This window comes from Sporosarcina sp. FSL K6-1522, from assembly GCF_038622445.1.
Taxonomy (GTDB): domain Bacteria; phylum Bacillota; class Bacilli; order Bacillales_A; family Planococcaceae; genus Sporosarcina.
Map to the genome: position 1 here is coordinate 2,533,236 of NZ_CP152019.1, position 22,773 is coordinate 2,556,008.

Below are 22,773 nucleotides of genomic sequence, written 5' to 3' on the forward strand. Positions count from 1 at the left end.
GGGGGAAAGAAGGATGGAAGATAACGGGTTGTTTTATGAAGACTTTCAAATCGGAGATAAATTCTTATCTCCTTCACGTACTATTACAGAAACGGATGTTGTCAATTTTGCGGGTTTATCAGGAGATTATAATTTGCTCCATGTGGATAAGGAGTATGCAAAAAACACGGTTTTTCAAGAACGGATTGCACACGGCTTGTTAGGACTATCCATCGCGTCCGGACTTTTTACACGCACAGAGCTGAATCGACGGATGAGTAAAAACTTGATTGCTTTATTAGGTTTGGAGTCTTGGAGTTTTCTGGCACCCATCAAAATTAACGATACAATTAATCTTGAAATTGAAATCGTTGAGATGAAAGAAACAAGTAAACAAGACCGAGGGGTTGTGAAATTTGTTCGTAAAATCATCAATCAGAACGGGGTGGTCGTCCAAGAAGGCTTTACCCCGATGATGATTGCGAGAAGAAAGAACTAGGGGGAGTTCGGAATGGCATTTCAATTAACGGATGAGCAACTGATGATCAAAGAAACATTGGCGAAGTTTTTGGACAAGGAAATTGCGCCAATGGTGGAGGAATATGAAAGACAGGAAAAACCTGTCACGAAAGAGATTGTACAAAAACTCGTCCCATTTGGCTTTTTAGGGGGATTGCTGCCGGTGGAAGCGGGTGGACATGGTCTAGATTACACAACGTATTTTACGATGATCGAAGAATTATCCCGTGTCTGGCCTTCTTTAAGGGCGACCGTTGGCATTTCTAACTCCGTCCTCACACATATTTACGAATATGGGACGGATGAGCAGAAGGAAAAATATTTGGGGCCGCTGTTGCGCGGGGAAAAGCTCGGTTTCTTTGCACTTACAGAGCCGAATGTCGGATCGGATGCTTCCAGTGTTGAAACACGTGCAGTGTTAAAAGGGGATAAATGGATTATCAACGGAACAAAAATCTTTATAACGAATGGTTTGGAAGGCGAAATCGGTATCGTCATTGCACAGACGGACAAAACGTTAGGGAATAAAGGAATCGCAGCCCTGCTTATAGATAAAGAGGAAACTTCTTTTTTAGCGACGAAAATTGAAAAGATGGGTACAGTTAGCTGTCCTTTTGCTGAATTGGTTTTCGAAAATAGTGAAATTCCTGCCAAAAACGTGCTCGGCAATGTCGGTGAAGGTTTGAAACAAGGATTGAAGTTTTTGAACAGCGCGCGTGCCATGGTTGCATACATCGCTACGGGTATTTCGCAAGCTTGCCTGGATGCATCCATTAAGTACGTAAAGGAACGTCATCAGTTCGGGAAGTCAATCGGTAGTTTTCAATTGATACAAGAAAAAATTAGTGAAATGATGACGCTAACTAATGCGATGCGGTTGCTCGGGCAGCAAGCGAGCACATTGCTGGACCAAGGGAAGGATGCAAAGGTTGAGTGCTCAATGGCAAAGTATTTTGCGACGGATCGCGTGTTAAAGGTGGCGGAAGAGGCTTTGCAAATTCATGGAGGATACGGCTATACGAAGGAGTTTCCCGTTGAGCGGTATTATCGCGATATTCGATACTTTACTATTGCGGAAGGGACGAATGAGATGCAAAAGCTGATCATCGGCAGGGAAGTGTTAGGCATTTCTGCTTTTGTATGACTAGATGAGGGGTGACTGAAATGGGCGTGTTGGAGGGCATTCGCGTTGTGGACTTGACGAATTTATTGCCGGGGCCATTCGCGACGAATATTTTTGCGGAATTGGGAGCAGAAGTCATAAAAGTGGAAAGGCCTGATGGAGGCGATCCATCGCGTCAGATGGTTCCTGGCTTGTATGAAATGTTGAACAGTCGAAAAAAAAGTTTGACGCTCGATTTGAAAGATGAGAGCGACAAAAGTACTCTTCGGAAACTGTTAAGGGAAAGTGATGTGCTCATCGAAGGGTTCCGGCCAGGCGTCATGGATCGATTGGGCTTTGGTAAAGATGAGGTTGCAAAACTGAATTCGGAGCTGATTTACTGTTCGATTTCAGGATATGGGCAGAGCGGTCCTTACCGCGATGCACCGGGACATGATTTGAATTATTTAGCGGTTTCGGGCATTCTCGGAATCAGTGGTCTGCCGAACGGGGGGCCTGAAGCGGCAGGAGGAATCCAAATAGCGGATCTTGCGGCATCGTTATACGCTACGATTTCGGTGTTAGGGGCATTGTTGAACAAGGCTCGAACCCGTTCGAATGGGGTTTACATCGATGTGTCTTTAGTGGAAAGCGCACTTGCTTTAATGTCTCCACGCATTGCGGAATATTACGCACGCAATGAGCCGGCTAAATCGGATTTCATGGGCCGAGGGGCTTATGGGGCATATTTGACGAAAGATGGACAATATATTTCCATCGCTTGTGTAGAAGAGAAGTTTTGGGAAACATTTTGTGAAACGGTGGGCATGAAAGAGTTTTTGCTGGATAACTTGTTTAATAGTTGGACAAAAAGGATGGAAAATGCTGAAATAATTAATCGGAAAATTGAGGCAATAATTATTCGAAAAACATTATCTGAGTGGTTGTCGATTTTCGGCGAGGTTGATTTACCAGTCAGTCGCGTCAATATGATTAACGATTTGTCGAAAGACCCACATTTGAAGCATCGGAACGCAATTATCGAAGAAGGCGATTGTTTGAGAGTCCCATTTCCGGTAAAGATGCATCGAATGGAAGCGTTCAGCCAAATCGGGCACCTCGAAAATACCGAAAGGAAAGGGGATTGAAAATGGGATTATTAGACGGGAAAGTAGCAATCATTACAGGGGCAGGTAGGGGGATCGGTAGAGAAACTGCATTGGTTTTTGCGGAAAACGGTGCAACCGTCATTATTTCGGATATGGATGCACAACCTGCGGCGGAAATAGAAAGCGAAATCATGAAGAGAGGTGGTCAGGCACTTGCGATTTGTGGTGATATTACAGATTCCAGGTTTCCGCGGACATTAATCGAGAAAACGGTTGCTGAATTCGGAAGATTGGATATTTTGGTAAATAACGCTGGTGTCACGCGCGATAGTTTAATCCATAAAATGACGGACGAACAGTTTCAGCAAGTGCTAGATATTCATTTGGTTGCTCCTTTCCGTTTAATCCGCGAGGCTGCGCCTTATATGCGGGAAGCGGCAAAGGTGGAGATCGAACAAGGGATTGTGAATTACCGGAAAATTATTAACGTATCATCCGTTTCAGGACTTCGAGGGAATATGGGGCAAGCCAACTATTCGTCTGCCAAAGCGGGAGTCGTCGGCCTGACAAAGGTCGTTGCCCAGGAATGGGGACGCTATAACATCAATTCGAATGCGGTGGCGTTTGGGTTCATCGAAACAAGGATGACTCAATCGCTTGAATCTAGTGAAGACCAGACAGGCGTTCCAGATAAATTGCGCCAAATGTTTATTGACAAAGTCCCACAAAAAAGGACGGGGCAACCGCGGGAAGCGGCAGAGGGGATTCTTTACTTGGCTTCTCCTTTGTCTAATTATGTGAATGGACAAGTTTTGCAAATTAACGGTGGCTCTTACACTTGATTTGGTAAACCGGAAGGGACGGATGGTGATGGGATGTATGAAAAAATAGGACCGATTGAAATTTTGGGGGACAATTCTAGCAAAGTACCGTTTTGTACGACGTTACTGCTGACGTATAACCGAGAATCTGCATTATTGGAATGCGGAGCTGGCTTCGACAGTTTGAGATATATTAAAAAAAACTATTTCGTACGTGATATTTACTTGACCCATCATCATATCGATCACGTGTGGGGTGTGTCGTTTTTTCCTGAAGCTGACGTGCATATCAATCCGTTTGATTTTGAAAAAGCTTCGGATATTTACGCTCTTTCACATGCTGACGGAATGTTGGCAGTACAAGACGAAGAGACGTTTCAAATTTGGCTAAAGCAACAGGAAAACAGGCATTTCGGAGACAAAACCGTTGGAAAACGGACAATACAGCCAAATCGGAAATACCCGCTGGATGAGCCGGTTGAAATCGCGGGCATGGACGTGCAGTTTATCCACGCCCCGGGCCATTCGGAAGGATATACGGTTCCGTATATTGAAAAATACGGTGTCGTCTACGTAGGGGATATCGACTTGACATCCTTTGGTCCTTTTTATAATGAATTGGAATCCGATATTGCCGATTTCATCACTTCTGCAAAGAAAGTTGGGGATCTTGATGCGAAGTATTTTGTAACGGGGCATCATAAAGGAATCGTTTCCCAACAGGAGTATAACGAGAAAGTCGTCGATTTTTTGAACGTCATTGAAAGGCGGCATGAGAAAATTACCCGTTGTATCCGTAATGGAATCTCTCCGGAAAAAATGATTGAACAAGGCATTTTTTATTGGAAAGAACAAATAGAAGGCTCGATTTTACGCAAAAAAAATGAAGTGATTGGGATTTATAAACATTTGCAACAATTGCTGCAGGAGGGTGAAGTTTGTACGCAATTTGTTGACGCATTTATTAGGGAACATATTGTCAAACCCGAATACTTGAAATGGTAGTGGAAAGGGGTGCGAAGAAATGAGAAGAAAATGGCACGATTTCTATCCAGAAGGGATTCCTTATGAAGTGGAAATTCCAACGGATGTGTCTATTTACGATACTTTTGAAAAGGCGGTTAACAAATCTCCATCATCAATCGCCGTCATTGATGAAGAACTTGTGATGACCTATTCGGAACTGCAGGCAGCCACTGAGCGCCTTGCAAAGTATTTTCATAAGCAAGGCATGCGGAAAGGTGATCACATTGCGGTCATGTTGCCGAATTGTGCGGAATACGCCGTGTGCTACTTTGCGCTTCAAAGGATTGGTTGCACGCAAGTCCAAGTGAATATTCTATACCAGTCGAGCGAACTTTCTCACATTTTGAATGATAGTGAAGCAAAATGGATTGTATGTGATGATGCCCAAGTTCCTAAATTGAAGGCCATCGAAATACAGAGGAAAATCGAACAAATTGTTTTCGATGCGGAAAGGAATCTTTTTCAACAAGTTTGTTTTCATAAAGGGGCGACAGTAAGTGTCGAATTGCCGAATGTTCCGATATATCCGATGGAGGATGTCGCCATTATTCAATACACAGGCGGTACGACGGGCCATGCCAAAGGGGTCATGCTAACACATTATAATATTGTCGGGTATGTCATTCAAAATCGTGTATTCTACTCTTTAAAAGAAAAAGAAGAGGTTACACTTGGTAATACGCCAATGGCCCACATCATGGGAATCGGCTATCTGAATCTGACAATTGCATTGAGCGGGACGTACATCGTTATGAGACGATTTAATATCCCAAAAGTGAAAGAGCTGCTACAAAAGTACGCACCTACTGTATTTATTGGCGCACCTACTATTTATATTGCTTTATTGAATAGCGATGAAATCGCTGATGAAGATTTGAAGAGCCTGAAAGTATGCACGTGTGGTTCAGCACCGTTACCAGTAGAAGTAATCAAAGAATTCGAGGAACGTTCCGGTACACAAATTATGGAAGGGTATGGGATGTCGGAGGTGCTTGTCACCCATCGGAACCCACGGACGAAAAAGAAGACGGGCAGTATCGGGATTCCAATCCCGAGCGTCGATTGCAAAATCATCAAGCTGGAAGATAGCAATGTGGAAGTCCCCGTAGGCGAAGAAGGGGAACTGCTGATCAAAGGACCGCAAGTGATGAAAGGATATTGGAACAATTCAGATGAAACCGCACAAGTATTGATAGACGGATGGATGACGACGGGCGATATCGCTGTGATGGATGACGACGGCTATTTCTTTATTGTCGGTAGAAAAAAAGATTTGATCATTGCGAGCGGATATAACATTTATCCAATTGAAGTGGAAAATGTCGTTTATGAACATCCGTCCGTCTTGGAAGCGTGTGTGCTTGGTATCCCGGATTCTTATCGCGGGGAAACGGTTAAATGTTTCATTGTGCGGAAAGAGGGGCACCAGCTTTCGACTGCGGAAATCATTGCATTTTGCAAAGAAAGGCTTGCAACATATAAGGTGCCGAGAATCATCGAATTTCGTGATTTCCTTCCGAAAACGGCCGTCGGGAAAATTATGAAACGAGAACTGATGCAGGAAGGACTGTTGAAATAAGGGCTGAATGGTGACGGAATGTTGCTGTTTAGGCTTTTTCATAGTGAACAAAGGCGATGTGTGAAGACATGTGAAAGAGATGATAGGAAAAAAGGGGGATTTGAATGTGAAAAGAAAAGTCAAAGTGATCGGTGTAGATATGGTGAAGTTTGTGAAGCCAGGCATGCAGGAACCTTATGAAGTGATGGCATCGAAAGCGATTAAAGGAGCAATCAAAGATGCGGGGATTGGGTTCAAAGAAATTGAACACGCCTTTGCCAGTTATGTTTATGGAGATAGCACGTCAGGACAAGCAGCTTTGTATAAAGTTGGGTTAAGCGGCATCCCGGTATTCAATGTCAACAATAACTGCTCTTCGGGTTCGACGGCGATTTTTTTAGCAAGGCAGGCTGTTGAAAGCGGCATTGTAGAATGTGCACTTGCTTTCGGTTTTGAAGAGATGAAGCCTGGGGCGCTTTCCACGGTGTATACAGATCGAACGACACCGATGCAGGCATTTGTTGATCGATTGGAAGAATTGAGGCCCGGTTATTCTTTGGAATCTCCTCGTGCAGCTCGAATGTTCGGTTCTGGTGGGATGGAATACATCGAAAAGTATGGAGCGAATCCTGATATTTTTGCCAAAGTGGCGGTGAAAACTCGAAGCCACGCCATCCACAATCCTTATTCGATGTTTGACAATCCGTTGACCGTTGAAGAAGTACAGAATTCTCCGATGATTTTCCCGCCATATTTGACAAGATATTGTGCATGCCCACCTTCATGTGGTGCGGCAGCAGCAATTATTTGTAGCGAAGACTTCGCAAAAAAGCACGGTCATGAAGATGCTGTGGAAATCGTTGCCCAATCTATGGCAACGGACACGGAACTGACTTTCACAACAGGTGCCATGAATTTAGTAGGCATGGATATGACAAGAAGAGCCGCCCGTCAAGTGTTTGAGCAATCTGGAATTGGAGTGGAAGAGGTAGATGTTGTCGAATTGCATGACTGCTTTACCCCGAATGAAGTGATCACTTACGAAGGGCTTGGATTGTGTGAAGAGGGCGAAGCGGAAAAATTCATCAATGATGGAGACAATACGTATGGCGGAAAATACGTCGTTAACCCTTCCGGCGGTTTGATGTCAAAAGGCCATCCGATCGGAGCGACCGGTCTGGCACAGTGTACGGAACTTGTTTGGCAGCTCAGAGGGGTGACAGGAAAAAGGCAAGTGGACAATGCGAGAGTTGCGTTACAACATAATCTCGGACTTGGCGGCGCAGTCGTTGTGACGATGTATCGAAAACCGTGAAAGCAAAAAGAATGACAAAGACAATGAGGTGTTTCAATGCGGTATCCGGATTATCAAACCATCGACATCCAAATGGACGGAAATGTCTGTATCGTTTCACTGAATAAGCCCGAAATACGAAATGCATTAATGGAAGAAATGCGGGAAGAATTGAAGAATTTTTTTCTTGCGGCTGGTGATGATTGTTCGATTCGATCAATCGTATTGGCGGCAAGAGGAAGTGTGTTTTCAGCGGGTGGGGATTTGAAAGCTCTTAAACATTCGAATGCCAAAGAAATAAAAGAAAGAATGGAAAAAAGCCAAGAGCTTATCAAAAGCATCCTTTGTCTCAACAAGCCGGTCATCGCAGTCGTCCATGGGGCGGCTGCGGGAGCAGGCTTCAGCTTGGCGCTTGCTTGCGATATGATTTTCGCCGCAAAATCTTCGGTCTTCATTCAAAGTTTCATCAAAATCGGTGTTGTACCCGATTTAGGTGCAATGTATTTCCTCCCTGAATTAGTCGGTCGACAAAAGGCCATGGAAATGATGCTTCTAGGAGAAAAAGTGAGTGCGGATGAGATGGAGCAGGTTGGAGTGGTTAATCGTGTATTCGAAGATAATGTAGTGTTCGATGAAGCGTTAGTAACGGCAAAAAAAATGGCAGAGAATCCACGACTTTCGATGGGGCTTATTAAAAGGATGGCAAACTTTAATGTGTTAAATGAACTGGAGCAAACCTTTGAGTTGGAAATATCTTCGCAGTGCTTGTGTGTTGAATCCGAAGATTTCAAAGAAGGTGTACAGGCTTTTTTTGAGAAACGGAAAGCCGTCTATAATTGATGGGCGATTGTCATTGCTGCACGATGAAAAAAGGAGGGACTCCACTTGACCCAAACCGAATCACGTTTAGAACAAATCAAAAATACAAAAATCGAAACGTTCACTTATACAATTGAAAAAGGGAAAATTAAGGAACTTGCCATTGCGTTGGGTGACCAAAAAGAAAGTTATTTGAACGGGGATGCAGTGCCGCCGACATTTGCAACCGTTATCGAATTTTGGGGCGGTCCAACTTCCATTTCCAAAGTGCTTGGTTTGAATCTTTCCAAAGTGCTGCACGGGGAGCAAAGTTACAAGTATGTAGGAACGTTGAAGGCTGGCGATGAAATTATTGTTCATACGGTCGTTGAAAAAGCTTTTGCGAAAGCGACCATGAATTTCATTGAACTGAAAAAGGAGTTTTTGAATCAACATGGCGAATTGGTGTTGATTGGCCGCTCTACGATCATTGAAAGACATTAGGAGGCGATTGCTTTGATGGTTGGTCACCAGTTTGAAACGATCCAAAAGGAAGAGGTCACACATACACAAATTGTACGCTATGCAGGGGCGTCGGGCGATTTTAATCCGATTCATACCGTCGTGCCGTTTGCAGAAAAAGTGGGACTTGGCGGTGCCGTTGCACATGGCATGATGATCATGGGGTTTATCGGACAAGCGATTGTCGACTGGTTCCCTTCGAACCGACTGGAAAACTTCACAGTCCGCTTTAATGCGATGACGAAGCCGGGCGAGAAAATCGTTGTCAAAGGACAGATTGTTGGGGAAACGGATGATTCATGGCTCTGTGAGTCGATTGCGTCAAATGAAAATGGAGAAATAAAGGTGACTGCGAAGTTCACTATTCACAAAAGACATTAGGAGGTTTTTAGTCGAATGAACATGATAGAGGAGAAGGAAAAGGCGCACATTGGTCAGACGGACATCCCAGTTATCATGGCGCCGATGTTCCTCGTCTCAAGCCCTCAATCGGTCATTGAAGCATGTAAAGCACGGATTATCGGAACTTTTCCGTTATTGAACGCACGGACTTCCGAGGAGCTGGAAAAATGGTTCGAAACGATCCAGAAAGCATTGGATCCACAGCGAAATCATCCGTCGGCCCCTCTTTCCCCTTGGGGTGTCAACCTAATCGTCCATAAGACGAATAAGCGGTTGGATGCCGATCTGGAGGCGATCCGAAAATACGAGCCTCCAATCGTCATTACATCGCTTGGAAATCCGCAAGCAGTTGTGGAAATCGTCCATCAATACGGGGGCGTTGTCTTATCGGATGTCATTTCCATCAAGCATGCCCAAAAAGCAGCGAAATCGGGCGTGGACGGGCTCATCCTCGTCTGCAATGGCGCGGGTGGCCACGGGGGTACACTTAATCCGTTCGCATTCGTGCCAGAAGTGCGCAAATTTTGGAAAGGGCTTACCATTGTGGCAGGATGTATTTCAAACGGACAAGACATTGTTGCCGTTCAAGCGTTAGGCGCGGATTTCGCCTATATGGGAACAAGGTTCATCGCGGCGGAAGAGACGATGGCGAACGATGTGTATAAGGAAATGCTCATTGAAGCGACGTCGGAGGATATCATCTACACCGATGCCATTTCGGGCGTGAATGGGAATTATTTGATTCCGAGCATTGTGAATGCTGGTCTCAATCTGGAAAATTTACAGAAGAAAAGCGATTTCAACACGGGTTGGAGGGAAAATGAGCCAAAAGCGTGGAAAAACATTTGGGGCGCCGGGCAAGGTGTTGGAGAAATCATGGAAATTGAACCCATTGGAAAAATCGTGGAAACGTTGAAAGAAGAGTATTTCCAAGCGTTGGATCAATTGAAGAAGTTTTGACTTTTCAAGGGAGGAATTTCAATGAACATTTACGTACTCGTTAAACGTACATTTGATACGGAGGGGAAAATCGCAGTGTATGGAGCGGAATTCATCATTAACGCGAGTGAATATGCGGTTAAGGAAGCATAAAAATACATGGAGGTATAAAAATGATAAAAACTAATTTGGAAGCCAAAAGTAAAACTCGATCTTATTTTTCCGAGCAACATATTATGTTTCGAGATTCACTTCGAAAGTTTTTAGAAAAAGAAGCTGTACCTTATTTTGATCAATGGGAAAAAGATCGTCTTGTCCCACAAACATTTTGGAGGAAGATGGGTGAACAAGGTTTTCTCTGTCCCTGGGTAGATGAAAAATATGGAGGTATGAGTGCCGACTTTATTTTTACGGTAATTTTAAGCGAAGAGTTAAGGCGCATTGGGGCGGGATTAGGAGGAATTGTCGTTCACAGTAGTGTTGTAGCTCCTTATATCGGAAAATTCGGAACGGAAGAGCAAAAGAAAAAGTATTTTCCAGGTTTAATGAGTGGAGATACGATTAGCGCGATAGCTATGACTGAACCAGGTGCAGGATCTGATTTGGCATCAATTAGTACGACGGCGATTAAAGATGGAGACAGCTACATTATAAACGGTCAAAAAACATTTATTTCAAACGGTATTCTATCAGATTTGATTGTTGTTGTTTGTAAAACAGATCCAAAGGCGATTCCAGGCCATAAAGGGATTAGTTTGTTTTTAGTAGAAAGCGATATGCCTGGATTTTCCCGTGGCAGGAAACTAGACAAGGTTGGGCTACATAGTCAAGATACGTCAGAGCTAGTTTTTGAAGATGTAAGGGTGCCGGCTTCCAACCTACTTGGTGAGGAAGGGAAAGGGTTTTACCACTTAATGGAGGAATTGCAGCAAGAAAGAATTATTTCTGCAATCAATTCTCAAGTTTTAGCGGAACAGATGTTAAGTGTAACGCTTGAATATGTAAAAGGGCGAGAAGCATTCGGACAGTCTATTGGCAAATTCCAAAACACTCAATTTAAATTAGCGGAAATGGCGACGCAAGTTCAACTTGGTCGAACATTTATTGATGATTTAATAGTAAAGCATATGGATGGACAAGATGTTTATTCTCAAGTGTCTATGGCTAAATGGTGGATTTCAGATAATGCAAGAAAAATGGCGCCGGAATGTATGCAACTTCACGGTGGATACGGATATATGGAGGAATATCAAATTGCCCGTCTGTATCGTGATATTGCAGTAGCTCCTATTTATGCAGGATCCAATGAAATAATGAAAGTTATTATTGCAAAAGAACTAGGTCTATAAGGATATTTTGAGAAGGTGAAGGGATATATTGAATGAGAAAGAAAAAGTAATTGGGATAAATATGCGCTAGTTTCTATAAAGCGGCCTTTAAATAGTAGCTGATTTGCAGATAGGTTCGCTTACTTTTTGTTCGCAACTGCGCAAGTATGTTCAAACAATACATAATCATTGCAATATACACTTGATTATGTACGCTTTGTTCACTATAACCGTAAAACTTCTTGATGTTCAAATGCTGTTTCATCCATTGAAAAACAATTTAATTGCCTAACATGACTTGTATAGTTCTGCGATTTCATCCGCAGCAAGTCAAATCGGTTCGTCAGTAGATTCAGTTGACTCTTGGAATCTGATACATTGAGAAGACGAGACATATTTTCTATGCGATTTTGCATGAGACCGATGACCATTATTTTATTTGACAAAACCAGTGAATCTTCTGCTAGTTCTTCAGAAAATGGTGGCACGTAAACTTTTGGTTTCATGGAGCTGCACGTACACTAATCATTTCGTAAACGAAGCCATGTGTAATTTCTTTGTATAGTAATCTAGGTAATGAGCTATCACTTGTTCTTCGAGTAATTGGTTAGAGGTCGGTGCAATCCATTGCTCAAATACTGTTTTTCGTGTAACCTTATCCATCCTTAGTCCTTTATGTTGGATTTAGATAGGTTACTATCTTCCGATCATTATAAAGGATTTTTTTGTGCCTGATTTTAATTTTAGAGTATTCAGTTTTTTGTGTGATATTTTAATGCGACGTTAGTGAGCTAAACAGTATAAATAAATTTGGCTTATTAATAGCTATAATTTTAAACTGTTTAAAATTATAGGTTCTAAGTAATTCATCAACAGATATATTTAAAATGGGTTCAAACCTATAATATAATCCTGACGCACACCATGAATAGAACCACATTCATGGTGTGCGTTTTCGGAAATCTGGTCAAAATTGGTGGAGAAGGAAAAGTGATGAAGTGTAGTCAGTGTGGGAAATAAAATGTAAAGTGTAAGGGAGATTTATTGAATGATATTACCCAGAAATGATGGACACACATGACAATGTTGTATGCAATTATACAAGAAAAATACTATAGAAAAAGGTGTCGTGCTTTGGCTAATTTCAATGATCAAGTTGCGGTTATTACTGGGGCAGGAAGCGGGATAGGGAAGGAGCTAGCAAGAACTCTAGGTTTGGAAGGAGCATTTGTGTACCTGCTAGATGCAGATGAATCAGCTTTAAACGAATCCTGTCATGAATTGAAAGCGTTACCTATTTCTTTCGAGAAGTTCATAGTAGAAACGACCAATGAATTTGCTTTGGCTAAAGTGTTTAATGCCATAAAAGAACGTCATGGAAAAGTGGATATTTTAGTGAATAATGATGAAATGATTTCTGATGAACGGCTTGAAAAAATGAGCATAGATGATTGGGCGCATCTAGCGAATGTTCATTTAAAAGGAACGTTTCTTTGTAGTAAATATGCCCAGGAGCTTATGGTCGCTAATTCATATGGTCGTATCATTAATCTATCTTTAGCATCTTCTCTAGAAAATGAGGGGCAGGCAAATTATGCTACAACAAAGGCGGGCGTTCAATGGTTTACGAAAAAGTTTGCATTGGAACTTGGCCGCAATAATATTACTGTGAACACAGTGATTCCAGGGTTTATAGAGACAGATGCAATGAAGTCCGTTGCGGAGAAAGGTGGAGTTGACTATGAATTATTAAAAGAAGAGAAAAGGAATCAAATACCCGTGAAGCGTGTTGGATTACCAGAGGATGTAGCGCATGCAATCTGTTTCTTTGCGAGTAAACAGGCCTCCTTTATTTCCGGGCAAGTTCTTTATGTTGCAGGTGGTCCGAAAATCTAAGGATAAAGGGAGTTTGAGGGAGGAATATGATGATTATTGAACGGATACGTGAAAGTTTTAAGCAAAGTGGTTTTGCACATTATATTGGTTTCGAAGTCGATAATATTGAAGAGGGAAATGTTCAATTAAAACTATCCGTAAGAGAGGAGTTATTAAACTCAAATGGCTCTATACATGGAGGCGTTCATGCTTCAATGTTAGACACCATTCTAGGCATAGCAATCTGTTCTGTCACTAAAACCAGCTGTCTGACGATAAATTTGAATGTGAGTTATCTCAATACTTCCACAAGTGGTGAGTTGTTTGCGACAGGAAGAATTTTGAAACAAGGATACAGAACCGCGATGGCAGAGGGGGAAATATATGATTCCAATGGGGTTTTATTAGCCAAGGCGGTTGGAACGTTTAAGTTACTTCGAAATTAAAGAGTATTTGTCGAAGAGTATTGGTCATGCATTGAGCATTTATAGTAGAGATGAGGAGTCTGGAGGTAGATTCCTCATCTCTACGGGGCAGTGATAATTTTCATTGAAAATAGTCGAGTTTTGCTTAGTCCGTTTCCCCATAGAGAATCTGGAGTGTATACGTAGGGTCGTCAGCCTCTCCCACCGCTTGATAATGTAAATGGTGAGCGTCTTTTCTACCTTGATAAGCAATAATCTTTTCAGCCATATTGATTTCTTGTATTTCATAGCCATTGTCTTGTAAGTAGGTGTGATACATTTCTATATCGTCAACGATTGTTCCCTGTATTTCATAAGACAGCATATAGGAAAGTGTTCCATCTTGTTCGGTTTCATTGCTTAATAGGAGTGTTCCATCCTTTGGCAATAAAATATCTTTCGGAAAATCCGCGGGAATTGTTGCATCAGAGCCTGCCTTTGCAATATTTCCATCGCTTTCAATGGTGTATCCGCCCTGATCCTATCCATAGTAATGGTGGATTTTTCCCCTTCTTTGTCCTCGACTTTACCCCCGTCTTTTGACAACTTTATTTTTCCACCATCTCCTGTTGGAATCGCTATGCAGCCTGTCATAAGCATAGCGATGATGAAGAATCCAATCAGGCTTGTTAAGCGGTTCATGGGCTCAACCTCCATTCTTACTTAATTTTTAGTAGTTATTATATAGGCTAGCATTAGAAGGTTAAATGGTTGGCGTTTTGAAGGAGAGGAATCTGAGATATCCCCCTGCATTCAAGTTGAATTGAATAGTGGAGAGTTGTAGTTCATGCGCGCTTTCGTTTTGCGGAATTTAGCTTGTTAGTTAATTGATGATCTTTTTTCTTTAATATATATAACAAGGGTCACGACTCGTTTAATTTCCAAATGTGTGCCTAACTCCATTGTTTTTAGTAGGTGTTCGTTTAAGAAGAAACACGTGTAAACATTGAAACCCAATGTTTACACGTGTTTTTTTAGATTTTTCGAAGTGCGAGTTTACGCTGAAAAGCTTATACATTTTCCCATTAAGTATATAAACGAATAATCGTGTATGAATATTTTTTTCTCTAACTTTATATATAAACTTTGAGTTTTCAGTATACACTTGCAATTCGTTAAACTCTCTTGTAATATATGACCTAACGAATATTAGGTAGGTTGATAAGATGACAACAATGACGAAAGAGAAATTGATAGAAGCGGCATTATCTATTTATGCAGAGCACGGTTACAAAGGGACAACGATGAAAAAAATAGCGGATGCAGTAGGAATTAAAGCTGCGTCAATTTATTTTTTTTATCCAAACAAAGAGGCATTATTAAGGGGAGTGTTTCAAAAAATCCTTGAAAATCACCGCGAAGAATTACAAAAGACATTTGAACAGGTGAAAGAATTACCTGTTCAAAAAAGTTTAACGCAGCTAATTATAGGGGTTGCCCACTACCACAGGAATGATATAACGGGTGCGAAGGCGTATATTCAGTTAATGACATCTGGACGTGCGGAATTCAAGCTAGAGTTTTCTGAATACGTAAACAACTTCGAAGAGTGGTTATTGAAAAATTATTTGGATGCGCTAGTAGTAATGTTTCCGAATGCCACTGAAAAGGAAATCAGAAATTGTATACTGCAAGTTGAATTGATAGCAAATGGTTTGTTTTGGTCGACGATTGTTTATACAGGTGAGGCATTTCAGCAGCAAATGCAAGTTGCTGAAGAATTATTGGTGGTATTGATTAATCAACTACATAGATAAGGGGATGAAAAGTAATGAGATTATTAGGCAAAGAGGAAATTGAAAACATTGCAATAGGGGCTGCTTTACTCGGTACAGGAGGAGGCGGAGATCCTTACATTGGAAAGTTAATGGCTCTTCAAGCCATTGAAGAGCATGGACCGATTAAACTAATTTCGATTGATGAGGTTCCTGATGGTGCGCTCATTGTACCTTCTGCGATGATGGGGGCACCAACTGTTATGGTTGAAAAAATTCCAAATGGTGAAGAAGCAGAAGATGCTTTTAAAGCCTTAGAAGACTATATGGGACAAGAAATTTATGCAACAATGCCAATCGAGGCAGGCGGTGTCAATTCGTTATTGCCATTGGCTTTAGCCGCGAAACTTGGTTTGCCTGTTGTCGACGCGGATGGCATGGGGCGTGCTTTTCCGGAATTACAAATGGTTACTTTCTATTTAGATGGTATTTCGGCTTCACCGATGGTACTGGCGGATGAAAAAGGGAACAATATTGTGATGAATACCATTAACAATAAATGGGCGGAGAGAATTGCTCGTAGTGCAACAATCGATATGGGTGGTTCGGTCATGTTGGCCATTTACCCGATGACGAAAGAACAAGTCAAAGAAAGTGCCATTTTAAATAGTTTAACGTTAGAGGAGCAAATTGGTGCAGTTGTTCGAAAAGCGAAAGAAAACGAGGCCAATCCAATCGACGAAGTTCTAACATTATTAGGCGGTTTTGAATTGTTTAAAGGGAAGATTAGCGACATTGACCGTGTGACGAAAGACGGATTCGCTAGAGGGCAAGCGAAAGTGCAAGGTGTTGATGCATATAGTGATCAAGAATGTACATTACACTTTCAAAACGAGCATTTACTAGCGACGAAAGGGCAGGAAACGCTATGTGTAACACCTGATTTAATCGCTGTATTGGATACGGATACCGCATTACCTATCACGACAGAAGGTATTCGTTACGGCGCACGTTGCACAGTGATTGGCATTCCGGCACATGAGAAATGGCGTACCATAAAAGGCCTGGAAACAGTTGGGCCACAGTATTTTGGTTATGATGTACCGTATGTTGAAGTTGAGAAATTACAAGAAAAGAAGGTGCTGTAATATGGAAATCTATCGTATTGGTATCGATGTTGGGGGTACACATACAGATGCAGTTATTTTAGATGAGTCATACAATGTTATCGCTGAGGCAAAAGAAGCAACGTCAGCAGATACATCTACCGGTATTTTTAATGCGTTAAAACGAGTGATTGCTACATCGGGTGTTGATAAAAGTCAAATAAAGTATGCCATGCTTGGAACGACACATTGTACAAATGCTATTGTAGAGCGCAAACGTCTCAATAAAGTAGCGTCTATTCGAATTGGAGCACCCGCAACATTGGCTATTAAACCGTTAATTGGTGTGCCTGATGATTTGAAAAAGATTATTGGTCAACATGTTCATATCGTCGAAGGAGGACACGAGTTTGATGGTAGGGAAATTACGCAACTGAATGAGGAAGAAATTCGACAGATTTGTCGCTCACTGATAGGAAAAGTTGATTCGATGGCTGTCGTTTCTGTATTCTCTCCGATTTCAAAAGTGCATGAAGAGCGTGTAAGTGAAATCATTCGTGAAGAAATGGGCTCGGATATTGCAATCTCACAATCCGCAGAGATTGGTAATGTGGGGTTGATTGAGCGAGAAAATGCAACGATTTTAAATGCCGCAATCGTGAATGTTGCGAAAATAACGGCTCAAAGTTTTATCGAAGCATTAAAAAATGAAGGCGTTGAAGCGACGGTGTTCTTTGGGCAAAATGATGGCACGTTAATGTCTGTCGAATATACGATGAAGTATCCTATTTTAACGATTGCTTGTGGTCCGACGAATAGTATTCGAGGGGCATCTTATTTATCGTCTAAAAAAGATGCACTTGTTGTAGATGTAGGCGGAACGACGACGGATATTGGTGTTTTGTCAAGTGGATTTCCGCGTCAATCTTCTTTGGCGGTAGATGTCGGAGGGGTGCGTACGAATTTCCGTATGCCTGATATTTTATCGTTAGGTTTAGGGGGAGGGACTATTATCACGTTGCATGACGATGGGGCGTTTTCGATTGGGCCGGAAAGTGTTGGACATAACTTGTATAAAGAAGGGCTGGCATTTGGTGGGAATACATTAACGACGACGGATGTTGTTATTGCTTTAGGGAAAGCATCGATTGGCAATCGTGAATTAGTAGCACATTTGGATCGTGCATTGCTGGAGAAAATTTATGCGCGGATGACATTTATGTTGGAAGAATCAATCGATAAAATGAAAATAAGTGCAGATGACGTTGCGGTTGTATTAGTAGGTGGAGGGAGTATTTTATTCCCTACACATTTAAAGGGAGCAAATGAGGTCGTTAAGCCAGAAAACTACGGCGTTGCAAATGCGATTGGTTCAGCAATTTCTCAAGTGAGCGCACAGGTAGAAAAAATCTTTAAAATGGATGACTTGGGTCGTGAACGAACATTAGAGCGAGCGAAGTCTATGGCATATGAAGAAGCTGTAAAGGCTGGTGCGAATAGAGATAATTTAACAGTTGTCGATATTCAAGAAGTTCCACTTGCTTATTTGGCTGGTAATGCGACAAAAGTTCGCATAAAAGTTGCGGGGGATTTAGCTTAATTCAGCAGAAATTCTCTATATCTATGAGTGGTGAGATGGATGCTAGATAGATTCAAAACCCTGTTGAATATTTAGAGGAACGCAGGAAAAAGTCTCAACATACTGTGGTAGCACCTGCACTGTTGGTCCAAACCTTCGGTGTAATCGATTATAAATACTAGGGAGAGATGGATATGAAAGTAAAAGTGATTTTGCCGATTACATCAACGATTTTCAATGAGGAAGTTGTACAGGAATTTGAATTTTATGCATCGCCTGATACTGAAATAGGGATGACAAATTTATCGGTGGGTCCCGAATCGATTGAAAGTGAGTACGATGAAGCATTGTGCTTACCAGATTTTTTAGCAAAAGCAATTGCGGCGGAGGAAGAAGGATATGATGCAGTAATTAGTGATTGCTTTGCAGATCCAGGTGTAAAAGCAGCAAGGGAAGTATTATCGATTCCAGTAATCGGTCCTGGAGAAGCATCTATGTTATACGCAAGTTCACTTGCAAGTTCGTTTTCTGTAGTAACGGTGTTGCCAAATGTCATCTCGATGATTAAAAATGTCAGTAAGTTGGCCGGGCTAGATTGTAAGCTAGCATCTGTTCGTTATGTGTCAATCCCTGTGTTAGAGGTGCAAGATAAGGAACGCTTAGTCCATGCATTGTACGCTGAAATGGTACGAGCCATTGAAGAGGATCATGCACATGCGTTGGTATTAGGATGCACAGGATTTTTAGGGGTAGCAAGTGAATTGCAAGAACGGTTGAAAGATGCGGGATATGAGGTGCCGGTCATTGACCCTGCGTTTGCTTCGCTACAATTGGCTGAGTCGCTTGTAACGATGAAAGTGAAACAAAGTCGTCTGACGTATATGACGCCACCATCTAAAAAAAGAACGATGTAAATGTAGCGTATAACGAAGTGTGTTTGTCTGTCGGTTCATCTCCCAAATGTCAGTGTGGACAAAGGGAGATGAGTTTTCTTTAGGGAAATATTTTGAAGACAAATAGAAGAGGAGGGGTTATATGGGAGAGGTAAAAGCGAGTTTTGGGGATGATTATTCGCTGTCACGTGTACCGCAATCTGCTCGGCGCTCACTCTGGAGCATAACTATTATTCGAATTGGTGCGTTTGCTACGATTGTCCAGTTCATATTAGGAGCTACACTAGGTTATGGAATGACATTTAAAAGCGCGTTAATGGCTACAATTCTAGGTAGTTTAGTGCTACAAATTATCGGGTTTTTATTGGGATACATCGGAATGCGGGAAGGGATTTCTACAAGTCTAATTACGAGATGGACAGGATTTGGAAAGCATGGTGGGACAGTTTTTAGTGCGATTATTGCTATTTCATGTATCGGATGGTTTGGCGTACAAAACTCGATTTTTGCGAGCGGGATTGTAGAAGCATCAAATGGTAAGTTGCCACTAACGTTGGTAACATTTCTTACGGGATTGAGTGTGACGTTTTTAGTCATTTTTGGATTCCGATTTTTGAGCATTACCGCTACGATTGCAGTACCTGCCTTTTTAGTTGCGGTATCGATTGGCGTCATATCTATTTTCAGTAAAACGTCCATTTCAGAATTGCTCGTAGCGTCACCAGCGGGCGAACCGCTAACGATTGGCTTGGCGGCTACGATGGTAGCGGGAAGTTTTATTGTTGGGGCTATTATTACACCGGATATTAGTCGATATGCTAAAAGTGGGAAAGATGTATTTTGGATGACGGCAATCGGCTTACTTATCGGTGAGTTAGGTATTAATATGATTGCGGTGTTGATGGCGCTCGCCGCGAGAACAAATGATATCGTAAGCATTATGGTTCAAGCATCAGGCATTGTTGCGGCGTTAGTCGTTGTATTTTCAACTGTGAAAATTAACAATATTAACTTGTATTCGGCCTCTTTAGGATTTTCTTCGATTTTGGATTCTATTTTCAATGTTAAGTTAAATCGTGCATATATTACGTTAGTTATTGGAATTGTCGGAACGATTTTATCGGCACTTGGTATGTTGGATCGCTTTGTTGATTTTTTAGTATTTTTAGGTGTTCTTGTTCCTCCGGTAGCGGGAATTATTATTATTGATTACTATATTTTGAAAACGCATCGTGAATTATTAGATGAATCTAGGGCAAGGGGGGAGTTACCGAGTGTTGCCGGGCGTATGAGTACAATGACATTTATCGCATGGATTGCTGGAGTGGCAGTCGGTTATTTTGCGACATGGGGAATCCCGGCTTTGAATGCGTTAATGGTAAGTGGTGTGATTTACTATGTAGGAGAGCTCCTTATAAGAGCAAGAAAAGTGAGCTATTCGCATTCTTAACTTGATTTAGCACTCATCTAGCTACCTCTATAAGTAATGGGATGAGTGCTGAATTGGGGTTTTACTAAGGCACCTATTTCTATTGTAACTCCTTAATTCACGAATTCCTATCAGGTATGTTCATTTTAATGCCTGTTGATATCACTTTGTCGGTTAGTACCTTACTAGTCGGTAAAGTGATTTTTAGTTTACTTGAAACCCATATAGTTGAATTCCTATTCAATCTATTCTGTCAATATGTTAAACTGGTATAGACAACTATACCAAGTCGGTATATAGTAAAAGTGTATTCACGAATAGCTATGAACTTTTAGTATTATCGAATGGTGTCGACTGTGAAATTTAGAAGGGTGTGGTGTGTAGAAGGAGGGATGATAGACGGGGAAAACGGGGATTATTTCAAACATCATCATTGCCGATGCAGTGAACGATTTGCTTGTAGGTGATATTCATCTTGAGGCGGGAAATTACGGAAGTGGCGGACTCGATTACGAGAAGGGCGGACGTACGAATTGATGCAACGCTTGCGGGCAGTATTTTAACGATGGTGAAGGTGGCGCAAAGCATGAAGGCGATGACGAGCTGTACAGTTGCTCAACTTGTTGCGATGACGTCTGCTAATGCAGCAAAGTAAACATTGGTGTATGGAAAGATGCGGATCTAACAATTATCGATGAGAATTGGAATGTACAGATGACGATTTGTCGGGGGAACGTGGCATATATGAAGGGGGAAACACGTTGGAAGTACTAGTATTTGAAGATTATGATGCAGCGAGTGCACAGGCAGCGCGGCTGGTAGAGACACAAGTATTGGAAAACGGGCAGTCGGTGCTTGGATTAGCGACAGGTTCTACACCACTTGGACTGTATAAGGCATTAATCGAAGGCTTTAAAACACGCGGTGTATCGTATAAAAATGTGCGCACGATTAATTTAGACGAGTATATTGGTTTAGCAAAAGATCATCCGGAGAGCTACCATACCTTTATGTCTAAGCGGCTGTTTAAGCATATAGATATTTCGCTGGAGAATACCTATATTCCAGATGGCATGACGCATTCACCAGAAGAAGAGTGTCAGCGTTATGAGGCTGTAATTGACAATGTGGGTCCAATGGATTTGCAAATATTGGGTATCGGGACGAATGGTCATATTGGCTTCAATGAGCCGGGAACAGATCCAACTAGTTTGACGCATGTTGTTGAACTTGTACACTCAACGCGGGCCAGTAACTCCCGTTTCTTTCCTTCGCTAGATGAAGTGCCGACACATGCGGTGACAACGGGTATTCAATCCATTTTCAAAAGTAGGAAGATTATTTTACTGGCATCTGGTAAAAATAAAGCGGCCGCTGTGGCACAATTACTCAGTAAGGAAATCAGTGCAGATTTTCCTGCATCATTTTTATGGAACCATCCGGACGTCACATTGATTGTTGATAAAGATGCGTATGCGTTGGTTCAGACAGAAGGGCAGTGAATAGTTTGCTGGATAAACAATCTCCGGTACCGATGTATGTGCAAATTGAGGAGCAGCTAAAACGCCAAATTTTACAAAAAGAATTTGCCGTTGGTTCGACCATTCCATCCGAACGAGAATTGACAGAGCTGTTCGATGTTAGTCGTATGACTGTTCGTCAAGCCATTACCAATCTTGTAAAAGAGGGACTGCTCTATCGTGAGAAGGGGCGGGGGACATTTGTTGCGGCTCCAAAGGTCGAACAGCCTCTTAACGGAAATGGGTTAATGGGCTTTACAGAAGATATGCTATCACGGGGCATGATCCCTAGCAGTAAGCTCGTTAGCTTTAAGAAAATCATCCCAGAGATAGATATTGCACAAGCGTTGCAGCTAGAAGAAGGGGAAGAAGTATTTATCGTTAAGCGAATTCGTTATGCGGATGATAAGCCGATGGCGATTGAACGATCATATCTTCCATTCAAGCTTGTTCCAGAACTTGATTTGGAGGTGGTAGAAGGATCACTTTATTCGTTTGTTGAACAGAGTCAGGAGCTAACCATTGGCCATGCTTTGCAGCAGATGGAGGCTACACTTGTCAAAAAAGAAGATGCTGAGTTATTACAGATTAGCACTCCTTCGGCTGTCTTATTTATAGAACGTGTCAGTTATTTAACGAATGAAGTACCCATTGAGATTGTGCGAAGTACGTATCGGGCGGATCGTTATAAATTTATCAGTGAAATTAGAAGGTAAGTTGTTATGGTCGCGTATTTTACGGAACTTGTTGCATTGCTGTGGGCACTCGTATTTAATCGCAGAAGACCTGTTTTAT

At 41.9% G+C, this 22,773-nt stretch carries 24 protein-coding genes and 2 pseudogenes; 23 read left to right on the top strand and 3 right to left on the bottom strand.

Translation table 11 applies throughout. The features are described from left to right. The first annotated feature begins 13 nt into the window (after positions 1-13). From MKY34_RS12410 to MKY34_RS12470, 13 genes and pseudogenes are all read left to right on the top strand, one after another. Positions 14-478 carry a MaoC/PaaZ C-terminal domain-containing protein gene (locus tag MKY34_RS12410; RefSeq protein WP_342511005.1) on the top strand — a complete coding sequence of 155 codons (465 nt, stop codon included), beginning with the start codon at positions 14-16 and terminating at the stop codon, positions 476-478. Between the two features lie 12 nt (positions 479-490). After that, the gene (locus MKY34_RS12415; RefSeq protein ID WP_342511008.1) at positions 491-1,642 is read left to right on the top strand and encodes an acyl-CoA dehydrogenase family protein; all 1,152 of its coding nucleotides are present in this window, start codon (positions 491-493) and stop codon (positions 1,640-1,642) included. A gap of 20 nt (positions 1,643-1,662) precedes the next feature. Then, positions 1,663-2,748 carry a CaiB/BaiF CoA-transferase family protein gene (locus MKY34_RS12420; RefSeq protein WP_342511010.1) on the top strand — a complete coding sequence of 362 codons (1,086 nt, stop codon included), beginning with the start codon at positions 1,663-1,665 and terminating at the stop codon, positions 2,746-2,748. 2 nt (positions 2,749-2,750) lie between these two features. Continuing rightward, complete coding sequence (locus tag MKY34_RS12425) at positions 2,751-3,551, top strand: SDR family oxidoreductase (protein WP_342511012.1); 801 nt, start codon at positions 2,751-2,753, stop codon at positions 3,549-3,551. Positions 3,552-3,584: 33 nt separating this feature from the next. Further along, positions 3,585-4,535, top strand: coding sequence for an MBL fold metallo-hydrolase (locus MKY34_RS12430; protein ID WP_342511014.1), 951 nt, complete (start codon positions 3,585-3,587; stop codon positions 4,533-4,535). 19 nt (positions 4,536-4,554) lie between these two features. Next, positions 4,555-6,135 carry a long-chain fatty acid--CoA ligase gene (locus tag MKY34_RS12435; protein WP_342511016.1) on the top strand — a complete coding sequence of 527 codons (1,581 nt, stop codon included), beginning with the start codon at positions 4,555-4,557 and terminating at the stop codon, positions 6,133-6,135. Between the two features lie 106 nt (positions 6,136-6,241). Next, positions 6,242-7,429 carry a lipid-transfer protein gene (locus tag MKY34_RS12440; RefSeq protein ID WP_342511017.1) on the top strand — a complete coding sequence of 396 codons (1,188 nt, stop codon included), beginning with the start codon at positions 6,242-6,244 and terminating at the stop codon, positions 7,427-7,429. A gap of 36 nt (positions 7,430-7,465) precedes the next feature. Next, complete coding sequence (locus MKY34_RS12445; protein WP_342511019.1) at positions 7,466-8,248, top strand: enoyl-CoA hydratase-related protein; 783 nt, start codon at positions 7,466-7,468, stop codon at positions 8,246-8,248. A 45-nt stretch (positions 8,249-8,293) separates the two neighbouring features. Beyond that, positions 8,294-8,710 (top strand): MaoC family dehydratase N-terminal domain-containing protein, encoded by a 417-nt coding sequence (locus tag MKY34_RS12450; protein WP_342511022.1) that lies wholly within the window; start codon positions 8,294-8,296, stop codon positions 8,708-8,710. Positions 8,711-8,725: 15 nt separating this feature from the next. After that, positions 8,726-9,109 carry a MaoC/PaaZ C-terminal domain-containing protein gene (locus tag MKY34_RS12455; protein WP_342515256.1) on the top strand — a complete coding sequence of 128 codons (384 nt, stop codon included), beginning with the start codon at positions 8,726-8,728 and terminating at the stop codon, positions 9,107-9,109. Positions 9,110-9,124: 15 nt separating this feature from the next. Then, positions 9,125-10,090, top strand: a complete 966-nt coding sequence (locus MKY34_RS12460; RefSeq protein ID WP_342511024.1) for a nitronate monooxygenase — start codon at positions 9,125-9,127, stop codon at positions 10,088-10,090. Between the two features lie 21 nt (positions 10,091-10,111). Next, positions 10,112-10,219 (top strand): annotated as a pseudogene (locus tag MKY34_RS12465) (electron transfer flavoprotein subunit beta); the annotation flags it as partial. 23 nt (positions 10,220-10,242) lie between these two features. After that, on the top strand, positions 10,243-11,418 hold the full coding sequence (locus MKY34_RS12470) for an acyl-CoA dehydrogenase family protein (protein WP_342511026.1): 1,176 nt from the start codon (positions 10,243-10,245) through the stop codon (positions 11,416-11,418). A gap of 73 nt (positions 11,419-11,491) precedes the next feature. On the opposite strand, the pseudogene MKY34_RS12475 reads toward MKY34_RS12470, so the two are convergent. Then, positions 11,492-12,060, bottom strand: a pseudogene (locus MKY34_RS12475) (DUF4372 domain-containing protein). A 471-nt stretch (positions 12,061-12,531) separates the two neighbouring features. Here MKY34_RS12475 and MKY34_RS12480 point away from each other — a divergent pair. Further along, complete coding sequence (locus MKY34_RS12480) at positions 12,532-13,293, top strand: SDR family NAD(P)-dependent oxidoreductase (RefSeq protein ID WP_342511028.1); 762 nt, start codon at positions 12,532-12,534, stop codon at positions 13,291-13,293. A 29-nt stretch (positions 13,294-13,322) separates the two neighbouring features. Beyond that, complete coding sequence (locus MKY34_RS12485; protein ID WP_342511030.1) at positions 13,323-13,718, top strand: PaaI family thioesterase; 396 nt, start codon at positions 13,323-13,325, stop codon at positions 13,716-13,718. 124 nt (positions 13,719-13,842) lie between these two features. Here the strand turns inward: MKY34_RS12485 and MKY34_RS12490 are convergent, their stop codons facing one another. Continuing rightward, a complete protein-coding gene (locus MKY34_RS12490) occupies positions 13,843-14,124 on the bottom strand; it encodes a hypothetical protein (protein WP_342511033.1) in 282 nt (93 codons plus the stop codon). After that, a complete protein-coding gene (locus tag MKY34_RS12495; RefSeq protein WP_342511035.1) occupies positions 14,097-14,378 on the bottom strand; it encodes a hypothetical protein in 282 nt (93 codons plus the stop codon). The genes MKY34_RS12490 and MKY34_RS12495 overlap by 28 nt, the downstream gene beginning before the upstream one ends. 524 nt (positions 14,379-14,902) lie before the next feature. Here MKY34_RS12495 and MKY34_RS12500 point away from each other — a divergent pair. The 8 genes from MKY34_RS12500 to MKY34_RS12535 all read left to right on the top strand — a co-directional run bounded on the left by MKY34_RS12500 (position 14,903) and on the right by MKY34_RS12535 (position 22,694). After that, positions 14,903-15,493 carry a TetR/AcrR family transcriptional regulator gene (locus tag MKY34_RS12500; protein ID WP_342511037.1) on the top strand — a complete coding sequence of 197 codons (591 nt, stop codon included), beginning with the start codon at positions 14,903-14,905 and terminating at the stop codon, positions 15,491-15,493. A gap of 14 nt (positions 15,494-15,507) precedes the next feature. Then, positions 15,508-16,599, top strand: coding sequence for a DUF917 domain-containing protein (locus tag MKY34_RS12505; protein WP_342511039.1), 1,092 nt, complete (start codon positions 15,508-15,510; stop codon positions 16,597-16,599). Position 16,600: 1 nt separating this feature from the next. Then, entirely contained in the window at positions 16,601-18,157 is a 1,557-nt protein-coding gene (locus MKY34_RS12510; RefSeq protein ID WP_342511040.1) for a hydantoinase/oxoprolinase family protein, read from the top strand. A gap of 173 nt (positions 18,158-18,330) precedes the next feature. After that, positions 18,331-19,050, top strand: coding sequence for an aspartate/glutamate racemase family protein (locus MKY34_RS12515; protein ID WP_342511042.1), 720 nt, complete (start codon positions 18,331-18,333; stop codon positions 19,048-19,050). Between the two features lie 121 nt (positions 19,051-19,171). Further along, complete coding sequence (locus tag MKY34_RS12520; RefSeq protein ID WP_342511044.1) at positions 19,172-20,479, top strand: cytosine permease; 1,308 nt, start codon at positions 19,172-19,174, stop codon at positions 20,477-20,479. Positions 20,480-20,933: 454 nt separating this feature from the next. Further along, positions 20,934-21,113 carry a hypothetical protein gene (locus MKY34_RS12525; protein WP_342511046.1) on the top strand — a complete coding sequence of 60 codons (180 nt, stop codon included), beginning with the start codon at positions 20,934-20,936 and terminating at the stop codon, positions 21,111-21,113. A 106-nt stretch (positions 21,114-21,219) separates the two neighbouring features. Beyond that, positions 21,220-21,960, top strand: a complete 741-nt coding sequence (nagB, locus tag MKY34_RS12530) for a glucosamine-6-phosphate deaminase (protein WP_342511048.1) — start codon at positions 21,220-21,222, stop codon at positions 21,958-21,960. Positions 21,961-21,965: 5 nt separating this feature from the next. Continuing rightward, positions 21,966-22,694, top strand: a complete 729-nt coding sequence (locus MKY34_RS12535) for a GntR family transcriptional regulator (protein WP_342511050.1) — start codon at positions 21,966-21,968, stop codon at positions 22,692-22,694. Positions 22,695-22,773: the final 79 nt, after the last annotated feature.